Annotated in this window: 15 protein-coding genes; 5 read left to right on the forward strand and 10 right to left on the reverse strand. The window is 64.5% G+C overall.

The window, feature by feature from the left end; translation table 11 throughout:
• Positions 1–21: 21 nt before the first annotated feature.
• Positions 22–777, reverse strand: coding sequence for a GntR family transcriptional regulator (locus TNCT6_RS20325; RefSeq protein ID WP_141360748.1), 756 nt, complete (start codon positions 775–777; stop codon positions 22–24).
• A 391-nt stretch (positions 778–1,168) separates the two neighbouring features.
• Between TNCT6_RS20325 and TNCT6_RS20330 the strand changes: the two genes are divergently transcribed.
• From TNCT6_RS20330 to TNCT6_RS39980, 5 genes are all read left to right on the forward strand, one after another.
• The gene (locus tag TNCT6_RS20330; protein WP_141360751.1) at positions 1,169–1,477 is read left to right on the forward strand and encodes a hypothetical protein; all 309 of its coding nucleotides are present in this window, start codon (positions 1,169–1,171) and stop codon (positions 1,475–1,477) included.
• A gap of 199 nt (positions 1,478–1,676) precedes the next feature.
• A complete protein-coding gene (locus TNCT6_RS20340) occupies positions 1,677–1,901 on the forward strand; it encodes a hypothetical protein (RefSeq protein ID WP_141360755.1) in 225 nt (74 codons plus the stop codon).
• Positions 1,902–1,909: 8 nt separating this feature from the next.
• A complete protein-coding gene (locus TNCT6_RS20345; RefSeq protein ID WP_141360758.1) occupies positions 1,910–2,641 on the forward strand; it encodes a GntR family transcriptional regulator in 732 nt (243 codons plus the stop codon).
• Positions 2,638–2,919, forward strand: a complete 282-nt coding sequence (locus tag TNCT6_RS20350; protein ID WP_141360760.1) for a hypothetical protein — start codon at positions 2,638–2,640, stop codon at positions 2,917–2,919. The genes TNCT6_RS20345 and TNCT6_RS20350 overlap by 4 nt, the downstream gene beginning before the upstream one ends.
• Positions 2,920–3,841: 922 nt before the next feature.
• Entirely contained in the window at positions 3,842–4,780 is a 939-nt protein-coding gene (locus tag TNCT6_RS39980) for a PD-(D/E)XK nuclease family protein (protein WP_172632965.1), read from the forward strand.
• 932 nt (positions 4,781–5,712) lie between these two features.
• On the opposite strand, the gene TNCT6_RS20360 is transcribed toward TNCT6_RS39980, so the two are convergent.
• The 9 genes from TNCT6_RS20360 to TNCT6_RS20390 all read right to left on the reverse strand — a co-directional run bounded on the left by TNCT6_RS20360 (position 5,713) and on the right by TNCT6_RS20390 (position 14,072).
• Positions 5,713–6,885 carry an ImmA/IrrE family metallo-endopeptidase gene (locus TNCT6_RS20360; protein WP_172632966.1) on the reverse strand — a complete coding sequence of 391 codons (1,173 nt, stop codon included), beginning with the start codon at positions 6,883–6,885 and terminating at the stop codon, positions 5,713–5,715.
• Between the two features lie 565 nt (positions 6,886–7,450).
• Positions 7,451–7,858 carry a DUF6193 family natural product biosynthesis protein gene (locus TNCT6_RS20365; RefSeq protein WP_253266167.1) on the reverse strand — a complete coding sequence of 136 codons (408 nt, stop codon included), beginning with the start codon at positions 7,856–7,858 and terminating at the stop codon, positions 7,451–7,453.
• A gap of 246 nt (positions 7,859–8,104) precedes the next feature.
• On the reverse strand, positions 8,105–8,236 hold the full coding sequence (locus tag TNCT6_RS42095; RefSeq protein WP_373996243.1) for a tetratricopeptide repeat protein: 132 nt from the start codon (positions 8,234–8,236) through the stop codon (positions 8,105–8,107).
• Between the two features lie 60 nt (positions 8,237–8,296).
• Positions 8,297–8,449 (reverse strand): tetratricopeptide repeat protein, encoded by a 153-nt coding sequence (locus tag TNCT6_RS40975; protein ID WP_253266168.1) that lies wholly within the window; start codon positions 8,447–8,449, stop codon positions 8,297–8,299.
• Positions 8,422–10,356 (reverse strand): tetratricopeptide repeat protein, encoded by a 1,935-nt coding sequence (locus TNCT6_RS20370; RefSeq protein WP_216372787.1) that lies wholly within the window; start codon positions 10,354–10,356, stop codon positions 8,422–8,424. Before TNCT6_RS20370 ends, TNCT6_RS40975 begins: the two co-directional genes overlap by 28 nt.
• Positions 10,353–10,700 (reverse strand): hypothetical protein, encoded by a 348-nt coding sequence (locus TNCT6_RS20375; protein ID WP_253266169.1) that lies wholly within the window; start codon positions 10,698–10,700, stop codon positions 10,353–10,355. Before TNCT6_RS20375 ends, TNCT6_RS20370 begins: the two co-directional genes overlap by 4 nt.
• Before the next feature lie 435 nt (positions 10,701–11,135).
• Complete coding sequence (locus TNCT6_RS20380) at positions 11,136–11,825, reverse strand: hypothetical protein (RefSeq protein WP_141360766.1); 690 nt, start codon at positions 11,823–11,825, stop codon at positions 11,136–11,138.
• Between the two features lie 700 nt (positions 11,826–12,525).
• Entirely contained in the window at positions 12,526–13,275 is a 750-nt protein-coding gene (locus tag TNCT6_RS20385; protein ID WP_141360768.1) for a glycosyltransferase family 2 protein, read from the reverse strand.
• Between the two features lie 8 nt (positions 13,276–13,283).
• Positions 13,284–14,072: a GntR family transcriptional regulator gene (locus tag TNCT6_RS20390; protein WP_141360770.1), complete on the reverse strand. Its 789-nt coding sequence runs from the start codon at positions 14,070–14,072 to the stop codon at positions 13,284–13,286.
• Positions 14,073–14,176: the final 104 nt, after the last annotated feature.

The following is a 14,176-nucleotide window of genomic DNA, read 5'->3' on the forward strand; positions in this document are numbered from 1 at the left end:
CAGCGGCAGGCACGCCGTCGGCTATCGGTTGATCGGGATCTCGTAGACGATCTCGCAGTGAGTAGCGGGCACCACGATGTCCGCCGTCTCCACGGGCCGACCGTCGTCGCTGAAGTACGTCCGCCGGATGTGCGTTACGAGAGCACCCTTCTGGACACCCAGGAGTGACGCCTCCTCGGCGGTCGCCTGCCGGGGCTCCGGCTGTTCCGTCGCCCGGCTGACCGTGATGCCGATCTCGGCCATGCGTCGCACCACGCCCATCCCGGCGTACGGTCCGCCCTCTGGCAGAACCGCCAGCGTGCCGGACGTGATGCTGTACGGCTCCCAGCTCGTTGACACAAGAACGGGTTTCCCGTCGGCCAAGTACTCGTACTGTGTGCGCACGCAGTAGTCCGCCTCGGGGATGTCGAGGCGCGCTGCGATGTCCACCGGAGCCGGCACCATCGCTTCGCTGCGGCTCTCCCAAGTTCCCCTCTTGCCGAGCGCGGCCATCTCCGCACGGAACAACGCGCCGTCGGTGTGCTCATGCTGCCGCGAGCGCACCATGCGCAGTCGCTCCCGCGGCTCCGCGACGTAGGTTCCCGAGCCTGCTCGCCCTTCCAAGACGCCCTGGGCGATGAGCGTCTCTTGGGCGCGACGAATGACGGCCTCGCCCACTTTGCACTCTTGCGCCAGTTGTGCGCGGGACGGCAGACGGTCTCCCGGCGCCCACTCCTGATCGGCGATGCGCTGTCGTAGCACGTCAACGATGTGGAGGTATGGCGGCTGCTCACGCATATGGAAAATCTAGACCACTACCTCTAATCTAGATAACCAACTTGCTCTTGGCTATCTAGCTTGCGAGGGGGGAAGGTGCAGCCGAGGGATCGTCTCGCGTTATCCCCTGATGGTCGTGTCGAGCGTATGACCGCACGTCTCGCAGCCCTGGGTATCGCGCCCATCCTGATGCGCGGCAAGGGGTGGGCCCGTGTGGAGGCGCACGTACCTTGCCCCCTCTCTCCCGAGCGATGGCAAGAGCTCCTCGCAGCACTGGCGACGGCCGACTCGTTCGGGCTCGTCGACAGCAGCGCGGACGGCCGCAGCGTCTGGGCCGGAGTCAACGACAAAACCCCCGCGGCGGTACCAGCCGCCCGGGGGCAAGGCCGTCAGCCCTGAGGAGCTGATCAGCATGTTCAACCGTATCCGTCGTGCCGTCTCACTCGCCAGAGCACGGCACTTCCCCAAGGGCAGGCATCGCCGGCCCTTAACGCCGTCCCGGACGGTTGTGGTGATGCCTCCTGCGCTTGCGGCAGAACCGCCGGTCGTTCCGGAATGGATGCCGGACACCACTGACCGCCTTCACCTGCTCCTGGGCGAGGAGAATGCGCTCGTCCGCCCGTACGTGCTGGCCTGGGAGCAGCGCGCACGGCAGCGCTCGGTGGTGGTGGCTCCGCGTCTGTCGGCTGAGGCGTGGTCGACCCTCAAGGGGGCCCACTGATGCCCTCCCACCAGCAGCCGCGCATCACGAACGCTGAGACCGTCCCCTACCTGTCGACCTCATGCCGGATCGGTACGCACCACGTCTGTGCGGAGTCTTCCCCGGCCACGGCGCCGATCGATGTCCCGGTGATTTACGAAGCCTGCGACTGCCCGTGCCACTCGGTGTTCAACCGGTCCGCGCCGACGGAGGTGAAACGGTGAGGGATCGGGCGCTCGGCGGCGCGCTGGCCTCCACCGTCGAGATCACCTCGACCAGCGTGCAGCGCGGGGACCTCATCCAGGTGGGCGGCCAGCAGTGCCGTGTGGTCGACCTCTTCCAACTGGCGCACGGTGCCAAGCGGCTTGTGTTCGACTCGGGCGAGCTGCTGACCATGCACGCACGGACCCGGCTGGTCGCCATGCGAATGCTGAGAAGGTGGTGATTGGGTCCGTGTCTTCCCGCTGTGACGCTATCGCCGGTGACCTCCGGAACCAGATCCTGACCGGTCGGCTCAAGGCCGGCGAACGCCTTCGGTCTGAGCCCGACCTCGCCTCGCACTACGCGGTCAGCAAACCGACTCTGCGGAGCGCTCTCGCAGTCCTCCAAGGGGAAGGGCTGATCGAGAAGATCCACGGCAAGGGCAACTTCGTCCGTCGCCCCCTCCGCAGAATCACGTACCGCGGCGGAGGTGCGATGCCCGACGTGCACACCCCTGCTGACGCAGCTCTGCGCGTCACGATCCGCACCGCCAAGATCCAGGCGCGTGGGCATCTGGCGGCCCTCATGCACGTACCGGCCAGAAGCCCACTGACCGAGCTCGTCTGTCTCAGCCATGACGGGGAGTCGCCGCACAGCCTGGCTCGTATCTACGTGCCCCGGGACCTGGCGCCGGCCTCCATGCCTGAGGAGTCGACCTCGTACGTGGGGCTGGTGGCGAACCTGGCGGACCTGCGCCCGCCACTGGCCGACGTCCGGGAGAAGGTCAGCGTTCGCCTGCCGACACAGGAGGAAGCCTCGGTCCTTCGGATCGGCTCTGCCTGGGCCGTTCTTGCGATCACGCGCGTAATGACGGATGCCGCTGGACGCGTGGTCGAGGCCGCGCTCCTGGTGTTCCCGGGTGATCACGCCGAGGCGGTCTTCACCACGCACCATCAGATTGACCAGAGGGGGACGGAAGAGTGACAGCGCAAAACGAGTTGCGGCTACTGCCGTGGTCGGGACCCGACGGCAAGCCCTGCTACCTCAGCACCGACGATCGCGACGGCTACATGTCCCGCCTGGCGGACAACATCGAATCGGTCCAACTCGGCATGGCCGCCGGGCTGCTGGAGCAGGCGCAAAAAGTGCTTGCCGACTCGGACGCGGGACCGGAGGAACTGCGAGCCCTGGCAACCGGATTGGCTGGATCCTTGGGGGACGCGCTCCGAGTAGCGACCAGCCGCGGTGGCCGTCTGCGATGACCGCCGCTCCTGTTCGTGCGGCTTGACTTGCCGGTCTACTGATCATCGGTCCCGCTGACCAGCGAGACTGAAGAAGCCCACTGCTCTGACCAGATCAGACGCCGTGGGCTTCTGTCGTTGTCGGTCGGCGTCGGGTGACAGCGGAACAAGCTCAGTTCACGGTAACTCTACGGCGTTGGGAAGTTCTGCTCCTAGGTGTGGTGTCCTGAGGTAGCTTTTCTGACTATGTGACATCCATCGTGACGTTGCGCAGCTAGGGGGCGGGATGACAACGCCGGGTGTGTGGCCGAGGTTCAGTGGGCAGTCGGACCTGCTTCGTGTGAGTGCTTCAGACGTGCAAGGGCTGCCTCATGGATGTGGCTTGTATGGAGCGCTGAAGGTGCGTCCCAAGCTGAAGCCAACAGACTGGGTACGCAGACGGGACGACTCGCAGACGTTCGTTCTCGGTATCGTCCGCGACGTAAGTCTGAGGCTGCACGATGAACTGGGATCTTCCGACTGGGAAACCCTTAACAGGCTTGTGCAGATTGAGCTAGCCCAGTATCAGCTGCACTCGGGCGACAGGAATTACATAGCCCGAGCTGTTGAGAATTACCTTAACTGCCACGAGATGTCAGAATCTGAACTCGGGACTCTCAGGCTCCGAGTCTGTGACCCGATGGCTGTCCCAGACGTCAGTGTTCCGTCGAACCAGCTTACGGTATGGGCGCCCGTATACGACAGCGAATCCGGTGTTCGCGAAGTTCGCAAGCTCCGTTTCGGCAAAGCCCGCCCAGTCGCAAAGGACGTTGAGAACTGGGCTATCACGGCAGCGCATATTGCAGGGTTGTTTCGGCCGCGGGGGCACTTGGGTCGGGTTCGAGTTGTAGAAATCGGCCTTAGTGATGGATCCATGGAGACCCTCTTTGACGACAGTCCTTCCATGGCGGAGTCGCTGTATGCGACTAAAGTGTTTCCGGTAGTCAGTAAGATCGTCGCGCCGAATAGGCCAACACCTGGAAACAGCTGCGGACGATGCAAGATCGCAGGCTGCTGCACTTCCTTGGAAAGGCTTGACGGGTTTCTTGGGCAGTCTCGTAAAGGGCTCGCTACGCGAACGGTTAGTGCACGTGACCTCGAGGTCTACGAAAAATGTCCCGCCCAGTGGTACCTGAGTTCAAACAACTTGCCCTCAGAATCGAGCGTGGCCCCCTCCTCGGAGCGGGGTAGAGTTATTCATGAATGGCTGGCTCGGGCCCATATGGGCAGCCAGACGTGTGATCCGAGTGATCTCGACGCAATTGATGGGAATTTTCCCCCAGGTCTCGACGAGAGGGATTACCTGGACTCACGGGAATACGTTACGCAGCACGCTGCTGTATGTCCAATAGGTGAAGGGGTGCAAGTGATTGGAAGTGAGGTATCGGTATACGGGTATGATGCGCAAGCGGATGCCATAGTCGTCAGCAAACCTGACTTGCTGTATGTGGATCCTGATGGCATTTTCGTGATCAGAGAGACGAAGACCACCACCTTGAGCCTGCCAGGGGATGCGCAGGAGGCGTTTGATAGGTTCTTCGCGGTACCTTGGCTTTTGAATTTGATTGGTAGCGGATACCGGGGCCCCTGCAGGAGTGACAAGGCGCGGCTTGAGCTGGAAGTTCTGGCCCCGGAGGATAGTCGAGTGTTTTCCTGGGATCTTGGCGATTCTCGTCTACTGCGCATGGCGAAAGCCGAAGTGCGCCTGCGCGCCAAGAAGTGGCATCGGGATACGACCTGGAACAGCACTCCGGGCGAGCAATGCCGATGGTGTCCCGTCCGTGGTTGGTGTCCCGATGCGACCGCGGACGAGGCCGATGATGACCAGTTGCGCATCCCGTGACGCCTTCAGCCGTCCAGAGCTTCTGGTGAGCCTGAGGCGCGTGCATCCGCTCGGTGCGGCGGCTACCCTAAGAACGATGCTCTGACGCCTCGTCGGCGCACATCGGAAGTCGCCGGAGGGGGAGTTGGACGATCTGGAGCGCCCCTCTCCGAAGGGGATGGCCCTACGGCGGCCGAGCCTCCAGCCGAGGACGCATGCGCGTGTCCGCCCCCCAACTTCCCCTGCTCTCCCGCGACACCATGTGGATGTGGACCGGGCTTGGGGGGACACGGGGCTGCTCTGCGCGCTTGCTCGTAGACCCGTCCTGCTCGACAAGATCTTGGATCTCTACGGGGCATCTCTCGTGGTAACTCAGGCAGTTGCCGCGGAGATCAGGCGCCTTTCGGGGACATCCGAGGCGCAGCGTACGCCCCACACGCGACTGCTGTGCAGCGGTGCCGATGCCGTCGTCCGGTACCTCGATGCTGGACAGATCGCGGAATGCCCTCTTCCGACTGCGCTGGACACCTTCGGCAAACTCGACCAGGTGCTAAGGCAGTTGAGAGGGATTGATGCTGCCGCAGCCGAACGCGCCGGCAGGACCATGGACGCTGTGACTTCTGCACACAAGCATGCAGGGGAGACGCACAGCATTGTCTGTGCCGCGCGGACGGTTGAGCTCGGGGGTAAGACCGTGCTCCTTACGAACGACGGTGGCGCAATCACTGTTGCGGAGAGCCACGGCGTCCCCTGCAAGGATCTTGGACAGCTCCTGGCCGAGCTGGGATGTGAAGCTGACCCGGTGGACGCTGCTGAGCTGTTCAACAGCTTCAATCAGGTGACACGGACGTTCGCCACTGTCCCTGCGCGTCGTCAGCCGACTGACGCGAGCGCTTTCCGCTGCTTGAAGCACGGCGACATATGCCGTCTCTGTAGTTGACCAGCTTGTCTGGCTATCCGCGATCACTCGCTGAATTTATGTTCCACCCGGCTTTGCTCAATTGCGAGCGAGCATCCTCGACAGAGCCGTCGGCAATTACGTCTGCCACAGATTGCAGACTCACCAGTTGCTCAGCGTAAGCGTCGAGAACTTGTTGGGACAGCCGTTCGGAGGGGAAGTTTTGCCCTCGTGTCGAATTCAACTCATCCCACACGTCGGAATTGCCTGAAATTCGCATCAGTTCGCCAACTTGGACTGTCTGGCAGAATGTCATGAGTGACGCGTCAACTTCATCTGCGGCGACTTCAGGCAGTGCAATCATCGTGGCATCACGACTTACCCCGTAAGTCAAAATGATGTCTGCTACTAGTGCCGCAGCTTGATCCTCGGTGAAAATCTGCCCATGCTGCTCCAGTCTGCTAAGGAGTGCTTCTTCCGGCAGCAAGAAGTTCCGCGCAAAGGAGTTCGCGATTCTTTCGGGGCGCAAATCCTGCATTGTTGCGCGGTCGACGATCACCTGGCCTGGGTCATTCTGCAGGACATGGCAAAGTTCATGGGCCAGAGTGAAGCGCTGTCGCGACCAAACATCGTTTGAGTTGATTATTACGACCCAGGAAACGCGGTTTCCCCATTTCTCTGGGATCGAGATCCCGTGGACCTGGTCTGGTAGTTTCCTGTACTCGACTGGGACGCCGAGGCTTTCAACTAGCCCTGTTAGATCTTCTACTGGCTCAGTCTCACTGAAGTCTAGATATGCCCTCAGTCGAGCAGCAGTTCTCTCGCCGGCGTAGCGGTCATGCCAGACTTTAGATGGAGCGAAGCTTGCTACATCTATGATCGGCTGAGTGAAACCCCACTCGCGTGTTAGGCGATCCGTAGCTAGCAATTGAGTGGCATGAGAAACGACATCACTTACGTCGTGAATTCCCTCGACAGTTCCAAGCCGTAGACTCACTCCCATTGACGGCTCGTCGCCTTGGAGTAGCAAACCCGGCGCCACTCGGAAGAAAGCGCTCAACAAGGTCGCTTCGTATGCGGAAGGCAGGCGGGAGCCGGAAGTCAGCGCCTTGTACGATTCCTTTGATCCCAGCAGGTCAAGCAGTGTTTCCGGTGCTACGCCTTCACGCGTGACTAGCGTATTTAGGGTGTGCCTGAAACGCTCTTCACGCGTGCTGGTTGCTGCCATCATCACCCCTTCCGCCGTGCCCTCAGTCGCAGCCGCCCACAACTACTACCCAGTGTGTCAGATGCCTTGTACTTGCACAGGCAGCTGCGCTGGTCTGCGGACTTGATACAGCTAAGACTAGTGCCCACCACTGACAGTGGCTCTGCCGTGGACGTGCTGTGACTGCAAGGAACTGCATGTTGAGAACGGTATGAGCCGTCCTGGCCTGTGCTGTCTGAGATCGGGTGTGACCTGCCGCCGTAGGTTGACCAGAGACGGCGTGCGCTTAAGGGCGCGGTTGGCGGAGCGGCTTTGGGCTGGAGTTTCAATGACCCAGTCAAGTCAGCGAGCGCGCTGACCCCGGTCGCTGCCGACCAGCGGGAGAGGAGCGGCCTCGACGCTGTTACCCCCCGACGTGCTCTCCGTGCGGGCACCGAATCTGCATCGGGCCGTGTACTTCGCTGCTGTACGGCAAACAGGGAAGCTCGTGTCTCGCCCACTCGGGGAGCGTGCCGTCCATCGGCCGTCGTTGACCGCCCTCGGACGGCCCACAGACGGCCCGGGGAGCACTCAACGATCTTGCGCTCTACTCGGGTCCCGTCTTCCTCTCGTAAGCCGCCAGTTCCTCGGCAGTGCCCACAAAGGCTGGGCCGCAGCCTGGTGGCAGTCGCTCGATGACCATGGCTACGGCGGCCTGTGCGCTGTCCGTTTCAGCGATCCGCGGGCTGTTGCGATGCGGTCCCTCGACGTAGTACCGGCCGTCGCTCAGGGTGCCGATGTAGGGGATGTCCCAGGTGGGACGGAACCCCGTGCATCTGCTGAAGTGCAGCTCCCACATGCCCGTCCACGGGTAGAGCTGACGCAGCTGCGGCTCGGCATGGGCCATCCGCACCATCTCGGTAAACGGCCCCAGGAGCGGCGAGCCATCCGGCCAGGTGTGCTCGCCGGCGGTTGCCAGGATCTTGCGCCAGGCGGCTTCGACGGTGTCGGTCATACTGCGATTGTGCGCAGCACACGTAGCTTCTAGTCCGTAGCTAAAAGCAGATCGGCCACGGAGAGTCATTGCGGTTGCTGCGCAGCCCAGGACTGTGTCGACTGGTCGGGGGTGGTTGCTGCGGTTGCTGTACTTCCGTGCTGTACAGCCTGGGCAGCTTGGCGGACGGCGGCGAGGTTGTTGCGGCTGATCAGGGTGTTGGGGTGGGTGTCGCCCAAGACCCGCTCGTACTGGGCGAGGGTGGCCTCAAGCAGGGGATGGCCCGCTCCAGATCCCCGCCGCGTAGTAGGCGCCGGCGAGGTTGTTGCGGCTGATCAGGGTGTTGGGGTGGGTGTCGCCCAAGACCCGCTCGTACTGGGCGAGGGTGGCCTCAAGCAGGGGATGGCCCGCTCCAGATCCCCGCCGCGTAGTAGGCGCCGGCGAGGTTGTTGCGGCTGATCAGGGTGTCGGGGTGGGTGTCGCCCAGCACCCGCTCACACTGGGCGAGGGTGGCCTCGTGCAGGGGATGGCCCGCTCCAGATCCCCCGCCGACTCGTACGCGCTGGCGAGGTTGTTGCGGCTGATCAGGGTGTCGGGGTGGGTGTCGCCCAAGACCCGCTCACGTTGGGCGAGGGTGGCCTCGTACAGGGGATGGCCCGCTCCAGATCCCCCGCCACCCGGTAGGCGTAGGCGAGGTTGTTGCGGCTGATCAGGGTGTTGGGGTGGGTGTCGCCCAAGACCCGCTCACGTTGGGCGAGGGTGGCCTCGTACAGGGGGATGGCCCGCTCCAGATCCCCCGCCGACTCGTACGCGCTGGCGAGGTTGTTGCGGCTGATCAGGGTGTCGGGGTGGGTGCCGCCCAGCACCCGCTCGTACTGGGCGAGGGTGGCCTCGTACAGGGGGATGGCCCGCTCCAGATCCCCCGCCGACTCGTACGCGCTGGCGAGGTTGTTGCGGCTGATCAGGGTGTCGGGGTGGGTGTCGCCCAGCACCCGCTCACGTTGGGCGAGGGTGGCCTCGTGCAGGGGGATGGCCCGCTCCAGATCCCCCGCCGACTCGTACGCGCTGGCGAGGTTGTTGCGGCTATTCAGGGTGTCGGGGTGGGTGTCGCCCAGCACCCGCTCACGTTGGGCGAGAGTGGCCTCGTACAGGGGGATGGTGCGGGCGGTGTGGCCTTGCTGGTGGAGACGGTGGGCGGCGGTGTCGTATGCATCGGTGAGCGGTTCGTTGTGGTGCTCTGAGGGGGTGGTGGCGGCGAGGGCGACCAGGTGGGGTGTGAGGGTGTCCCACTGGTCTTCGGTGGCGTTGTCCTGGCCTCGTGGTGGGACGAGGTGATGCAGGACGGCTTGTTCGGCGCGTTCCCGTCCTGCCAGGTGCCAGGGTGGCGCGGTCTTGTCGGGGTTGTGGGGGGTGCGCAGGACGGCTTGGACCAGGCGGTGGACGCTGATGGTGGTGCCGGTATCGGTGACCATGCTGTAGTCGACCAGGGTGCCGATGGCTTCGGCGGTGTCGTCGGGGTCGGTGCCGGGCGAGGTGAGCAGGGTGTGGGGGATGTTGTTGGGGGCGAGCCAGGCGGCGGTGTACAGCACCTCCACGGCCAGCGGATCAGACTGTTCCAGTGCGCGGAGAGTGACGTTCCATATGCGGGCGATGGTGCGTTCGGGGTCGATGCCGGGGGCGGTCCTGTCGAGTTTGGCGCCCAGGCGGCGGCGGTAGTTGTCAAGCTGGATGCCGCGGTTGCGGATCAGGTAGGCGCCAGCCTGTTTGACCGCCAGCGGGAGGTACCCCAGGTCGGTGACCAGGGCGCGGGCATCGGCCTGCTGCCGGGCTGTGGGAGTGGTGTCCTTGAACACGAGTCGGCACAGCAGGGCGTTGGCGTCGTCGGGGTCGAGGGTGCCCAAGGCAAGGGTGGGGGCGCTGTCGGGCCAGCCGGTGGCGCGGCGGCTGGTGGCCAGGTGATGTCCCTGGTGCAGTGCGCCGGTGTAGGCGGTGATTTCGTCGGGGTTGTCGACGTTGTCGTAAACCAGCAGCCAGCCCTTGTGCCAGGCCAGCCACTGCATCGCCCAGGCCACCTGCGCGCCACGTCCTGCCGTGGCTGCCCAGCCGGGAACCAGGGCGTGTGTGAGGGCGGTGAGGGAGGTCTCGATTTCGTCCGGGGACGCGGCGTTGATCCACCAGATCAGGGCGTAGCCAGCACGGTGGCGGTGGGCGTAGTGCAGGGCGAGGGTGCTCTTGCCGATCCCGCCCAGCCCGTGCAAGGTCCCGCCCTGGGTGATCGCACCCTCCCCTCCCCCGGTCAAGGTACGGCGCAGCCACGCCAGTTCCTCCTCACGGCCCAGGCAAAGACCGGCCGGGGGGAGATTAGAAAGGCCGGGGGCCGCCGTGACCTTCTCGGCGGCATACAACGCTTCGGCGGGCAGGACATCCCCGGTGTAGGCGTTCGTGATCTGGTCGGCCGCGATCGACCGCTGTCCGGCGGCCTCGATGTGCTGCCGGGGCGTGGCGTCGTCCGTGGTCATGGCTGGGGCGGGGTGTGGCCGTCTCCGATGATCGCGGTGCCGATGTGCTGGGCGGCGATCGACCGCTCGCCAGCCGCCGTGATGGTGACCGTGCCCGCGGCCGTGACGGGCAGCATGGCGGACAGTTCCTTGCTGAGTTCGGGGTCGTCCTGCAAGGCGCGCTTGAGTAGCCGGCTCAACACGGCCGTGGTGTACGCCTCGCTCTGCTCGTCGGAGGCCTCGCCCACCACACGTTCCAGCTCGGCCCGGCCCGCCTCGTCACGACGCCGCCACACCAACTGCAAGATCCGCTGGCCCAGCCCGACCGTGGCATCCGCGGCCGCGTCCTGCGTCCGAGTCAGCACCGCTACCCCGTAAGCACTCACCGCAGCCGTTGCAGCAGGGCCGGCCTGCTCCACCCACTGCGCGATCTCCGCACTCACCATCGCCTAACCCCCGTCGCACACAACCGCGTCGACAAAGCGGATTCCCGCCATCTGTGCGCCCCAGGATAGACACGCGGCCTCGCCATGCGCAGGGTTCCTGAGCAGCTTCACGAAGCCCAGCTAAACGGAGTCGACGAAACCCAGATGGCAGAAGCGCACGACAAGGGGGTGCCGTCCAGGACAGGGCCGGCACCCCCTTGCTGCATGCTGGTTTTGATGATCGACCTCATCCTTATCAGGTCGATCACGCTAGACCTTCGAGGTTGACCAACTGGCTCTGGGGCTCGGCCGACAGTCCGCTGAGGTTCGTAGCAGTCCGCTGCTATTCGCCTCTGTTGGTGTCAGCCGTTGGTGTCAGCGAGAACCAGGCTTCTTGACAGATGGGCGAGTCGCCCCCAGTGTCGCTGCGCTGGAAGTCGCGGCATCGAACAGCTTCGCCGTATCGAACCGTGCCGCACCGCCGAACAACTTCGCCGTGTCCAGCTTCGGCCCGAACAGCTTCGTCGTGTCGACGCGCGCCGCGCTACCGAAAAGCTTCGCCGTATCGAACCGTGCCGCACCGCCGAACAACTTCGCCGTGTCCAGCTTCGGCCCGAACAGCTTCGTCGTGTCGACGCGCGCCGCGCTACCGAAAAGCTTCGCCGTATCGAACCGTGCCGCACCGCCGAACAACTTCGCCGTGTCCAGCTTCGGCCCGAGCAGCTTCGTCGTGTCGACGCGCGCCGCGCTACCGAAAAGCTTCGCCGTATCGAACCGTGCCGCACCACCGAACAACTTCGCCGTGTCCAGCTTCGGCCCGAACAGCTTCGTCGTGTCGACGCGCGCCGCGCTACCGAAAAGCTTCGCCGTGTCGACTCCGCCCCATACGCTTACGGACTGCGGCTTTGCCCTCCAACGGGCCTGCGCAGCACCAGTTTCCCCGGTTGAGGGGCTGATGGCCGATTGGAACTGAGTGAGGACGTTCCGCCGTGCCGTGTTGTAAGGCTCGCCGGTCTCTGCCATGCGCCTACGAATGGCCTTCTTTAGGGCCTTGTGTTCCGTCATGGTTCTTTCTCCTGCGCGGACCCACGCTCCCCGCTCGGAAGGGCGCACAGACGATGCGCCAAACGACGGGAATAACCATGACGCGAGTCTGAGACCCTTAGCCGTCATTACGATCTCAGCGTGGGTGAGACCGATCAGGCGCGAGCAGGCGTCTGCTGCTTAACCACACACTGTACCGGACGATGCCTGCTCTCCATAGGAGAGATCGCTACCATCGACTTCCTCAACCCACCACTCTCCCCAGCTCCCATCCCGTCCGCCGTCGACCCACACACCGTGGAGCGGGCGTGGTTCAGGGCGTCAAGGTGGAGCGCGCCACTGTACGAACGACCTTGACGCCCTGGGCCGCGTCTGCTCGGCTCTGCCTGGGTCGACGGTGGACGGGATGGGAGCACCCCGCGCACGCCCCAACGTGCCCGCAGTCGGCGACGGCGCCCCCTCCATCCCGGTGCCGGCCGATCCCCCGCCGGAGGCATCGTCTTTGACCGCGCGCCGCTCTATGCGGTGATCGACTCATGGCTACCGGCCCTATCCACCAGTGGGCGCGCGTCGGCGCAGCGCGGGCGGAGCGGGCCGAAGGCAGGAGCGGCGCCCGGAGCGGAGCCGGGAAGCGCGCCCGGCGGAGCGGAGCGCAGCCGGGGCTTGATGAAGTAGAGAAACTCTTACCGCAACACCCGCCACTCTGGTCGTCAGATCGTGCTCAGAGGCTCCATGTGCTGAGCTTCCCCAGTGCTTCGGCGCGTTCCTCGATGATCTTCATGCGGGCGCGCCGTTCGGCTTCGTGGTGGTGGGCATCCTGGGCGGTGCTCTGACCGGGCCACTTCCGGTAGAGGAGTCCGCACTCCTCGGTGAACCATCCGGTGCTGACGGCGTTCAGGGCCATCAAGAGTCCGGTGTCCTCGGAGGCTGGGAGTGCCATCCAACCGCCAAGCGCGGTAACCACGTCACGCCGTGCGCACAGGGTTGCCGGGTGCACCTGTGCCCTGTAGTTGTGTGTCCGCCACCTTTCCAGGACCGCGCCTTGAGTGATCGGCCCGGCTGGGGGGTCGCCCTCGAAACCGACGGTTGATCCATCCGGCAGCAGATCGAGGACGCGTGAGGTTGTCCAGGCGACTCCGCTCTGCGCGGTCAGAACCGTGATGTCTCGGAGTAGTGCCCCAGGGGTGAGCATGTCGTCGGCGTCCAGCACCTTGACCAGGTCGCCGCGGGCGCGGGCAAGTGCCATCGTGCGGGCCATGCCGGCGCGGCCGTGCCGCCCCTGGCCGAAGCTGATGCGGGAGTCTTCGGGGACGTGCGGGCGTACATCCTCCGTCTCGCCGTCCTCTTGGATGAGCCATTCCCAGTCCCAACCGGCGGGCATCTCCTGCTGGGTGAGCGACGAGTAGGCGTCAGCGAGATAGGGCGCGGCCGGTCCGTGTACCGGCGTGATCACCGAGACAAGGTGCGTCATGCGACCGTTCACCACCTTTCCAGTGGAGTTACGCACTTCACGGCGTAGCGGTCGCCGGGCAGGACTACGTCCGCCACCTCCACGATCCGGCCGTTGATGTCGTAGAGGGTTTTTCGGACGTCCATGACTGCGACACCTGGCATGAGTCCCAGTTCCTCGACCTCGTCAGATGTCGGCGGACGGGCGGTCACGACCTCCTCGACCCGGTCGACTTCAACGCCCACGGTGTGCAGCTGGTTCATGGTGCCGCCGGGCCACGGCTCCTGGCCCTCGTCGAGTAGGTCAGGGTTCTGCTCGACAAGCGCGTAGGGGATGTACGAGCGGGCCACGTTCAGCGGCTCGTCCTCGTCCACGCTGCGGGTGCGATACGTCCGCCTGAGTACGGCGGTGCCCGGATCGACGCCCAGTGCCGCGGCTAGGGCCTCTGAGGCTTCGATGCGCTCGTACTGGGCGTTGAACGCCAATTGGGTGATGGTGAGGCCGGTGTCCCGCTCGGTTGCGCCGGTGGTGCTGCGCTCCTTCAGGTCGGCGCGTGCACGGTCCTTCTCCCACTGGTGGCGGAGGTTGCTCCGCTCGGCGCGCTGGCGCTGCTTGCGTACGAAGTTGCCGAGACCGTGCTTCTTCTCGATCAGCCCCTCCGCCTGGAGCGCGCTCAGGGCCTGCCGCAGTGTGGGCAAGCTGACCTTGTACTTCGTGACAAGGGTCGTCTCCGCCGGCAGCCGGTCTCCAGGGACGTACTCGCCGGACTCGACGCGGCGGCGCAAATCTTCAGAAACCTTCTCGTATCGCTTCGCCATCTGCGGCCTCCTTGCTCCGACACACAGTCTAAGTCCTCTTGAGGACTTGACGAGTGGTGGGGGAGTCTGCATAGTCATAGCAACTCCTAAAGAGGAGTTGAGGA

Source organism: Streptomyces sp. 6-11-2, assembly GCF_006540305.1.
Lineage (GTDB): Bacteria > Actinomycetota > Actinomycetes > Streptomycetales > Streptomycetaceae > Streptomyces.

Coding starts and splice junctions, on each gene's coding strand:
- TNCT6_RS20325 (WP_141360748.1), bottom strand. CDS start 777: ATGCGTGAGCAGCCGCCATACCTCCACATCGTTGACGTGCTACGACAG.
- TNCT6_RS20330 (WP_141360751.1), top strand. CDS start 1,169: ATGTTCAACCGTATCCGTCGTGCCGTCTCACTCGCCAGAGCACGGCAC.
- TNCT6_RS39980 (WP_172632965.1), top strand. CDS start 3,842: ATGGCGGAGTCGCTGTATGCGACTAAAGTGTTTCCGGTAGTCAGTAAG.
- TNCT6_RS20360 (WP_172632966.1), bottom strand. CDS start 6,885: ATGGCAGCAACCAGCACGCGTGAAGAGCGTTTCAGGCACACCCTAAAT.
- TNCT6_RS20365 (WP_253266167.1), bottom strand. CDS start 7,858: ATGACCGACACCGTCGAAGCCGCCTGGCGCAAGATCCTGGCAACCGCC.
- TNCT6_RS20370 (WP_216372787.1), bottom strand. CDS start 10,356: ATGACCACGGACGACGCCACGCCCCGGCAGCACATCGAGGCCGCCGGA.
- TNCT6_RS20380 (WP_141360766.1), bottom strand. CDS start 11,825: ATGACGGAACACAAGGCCCTAAAGAAGGCCATTCGTAGGCGCATGGCA.
- TNCT6_RS20385 (WP_141360768.1), bottom strand. CDS start 13,275: ATGACGCACCTTGTCTCGGTGATCACGCCGGTACACGGACCGGCCGCG.
- TNCT6_RS20390 (WP_141360770.1), bottom strand. CDS start 14,072: ATGGCGAAGCGATACGAGAAGGTTTCTGAAGATTTGCGCCGCCGCGTC.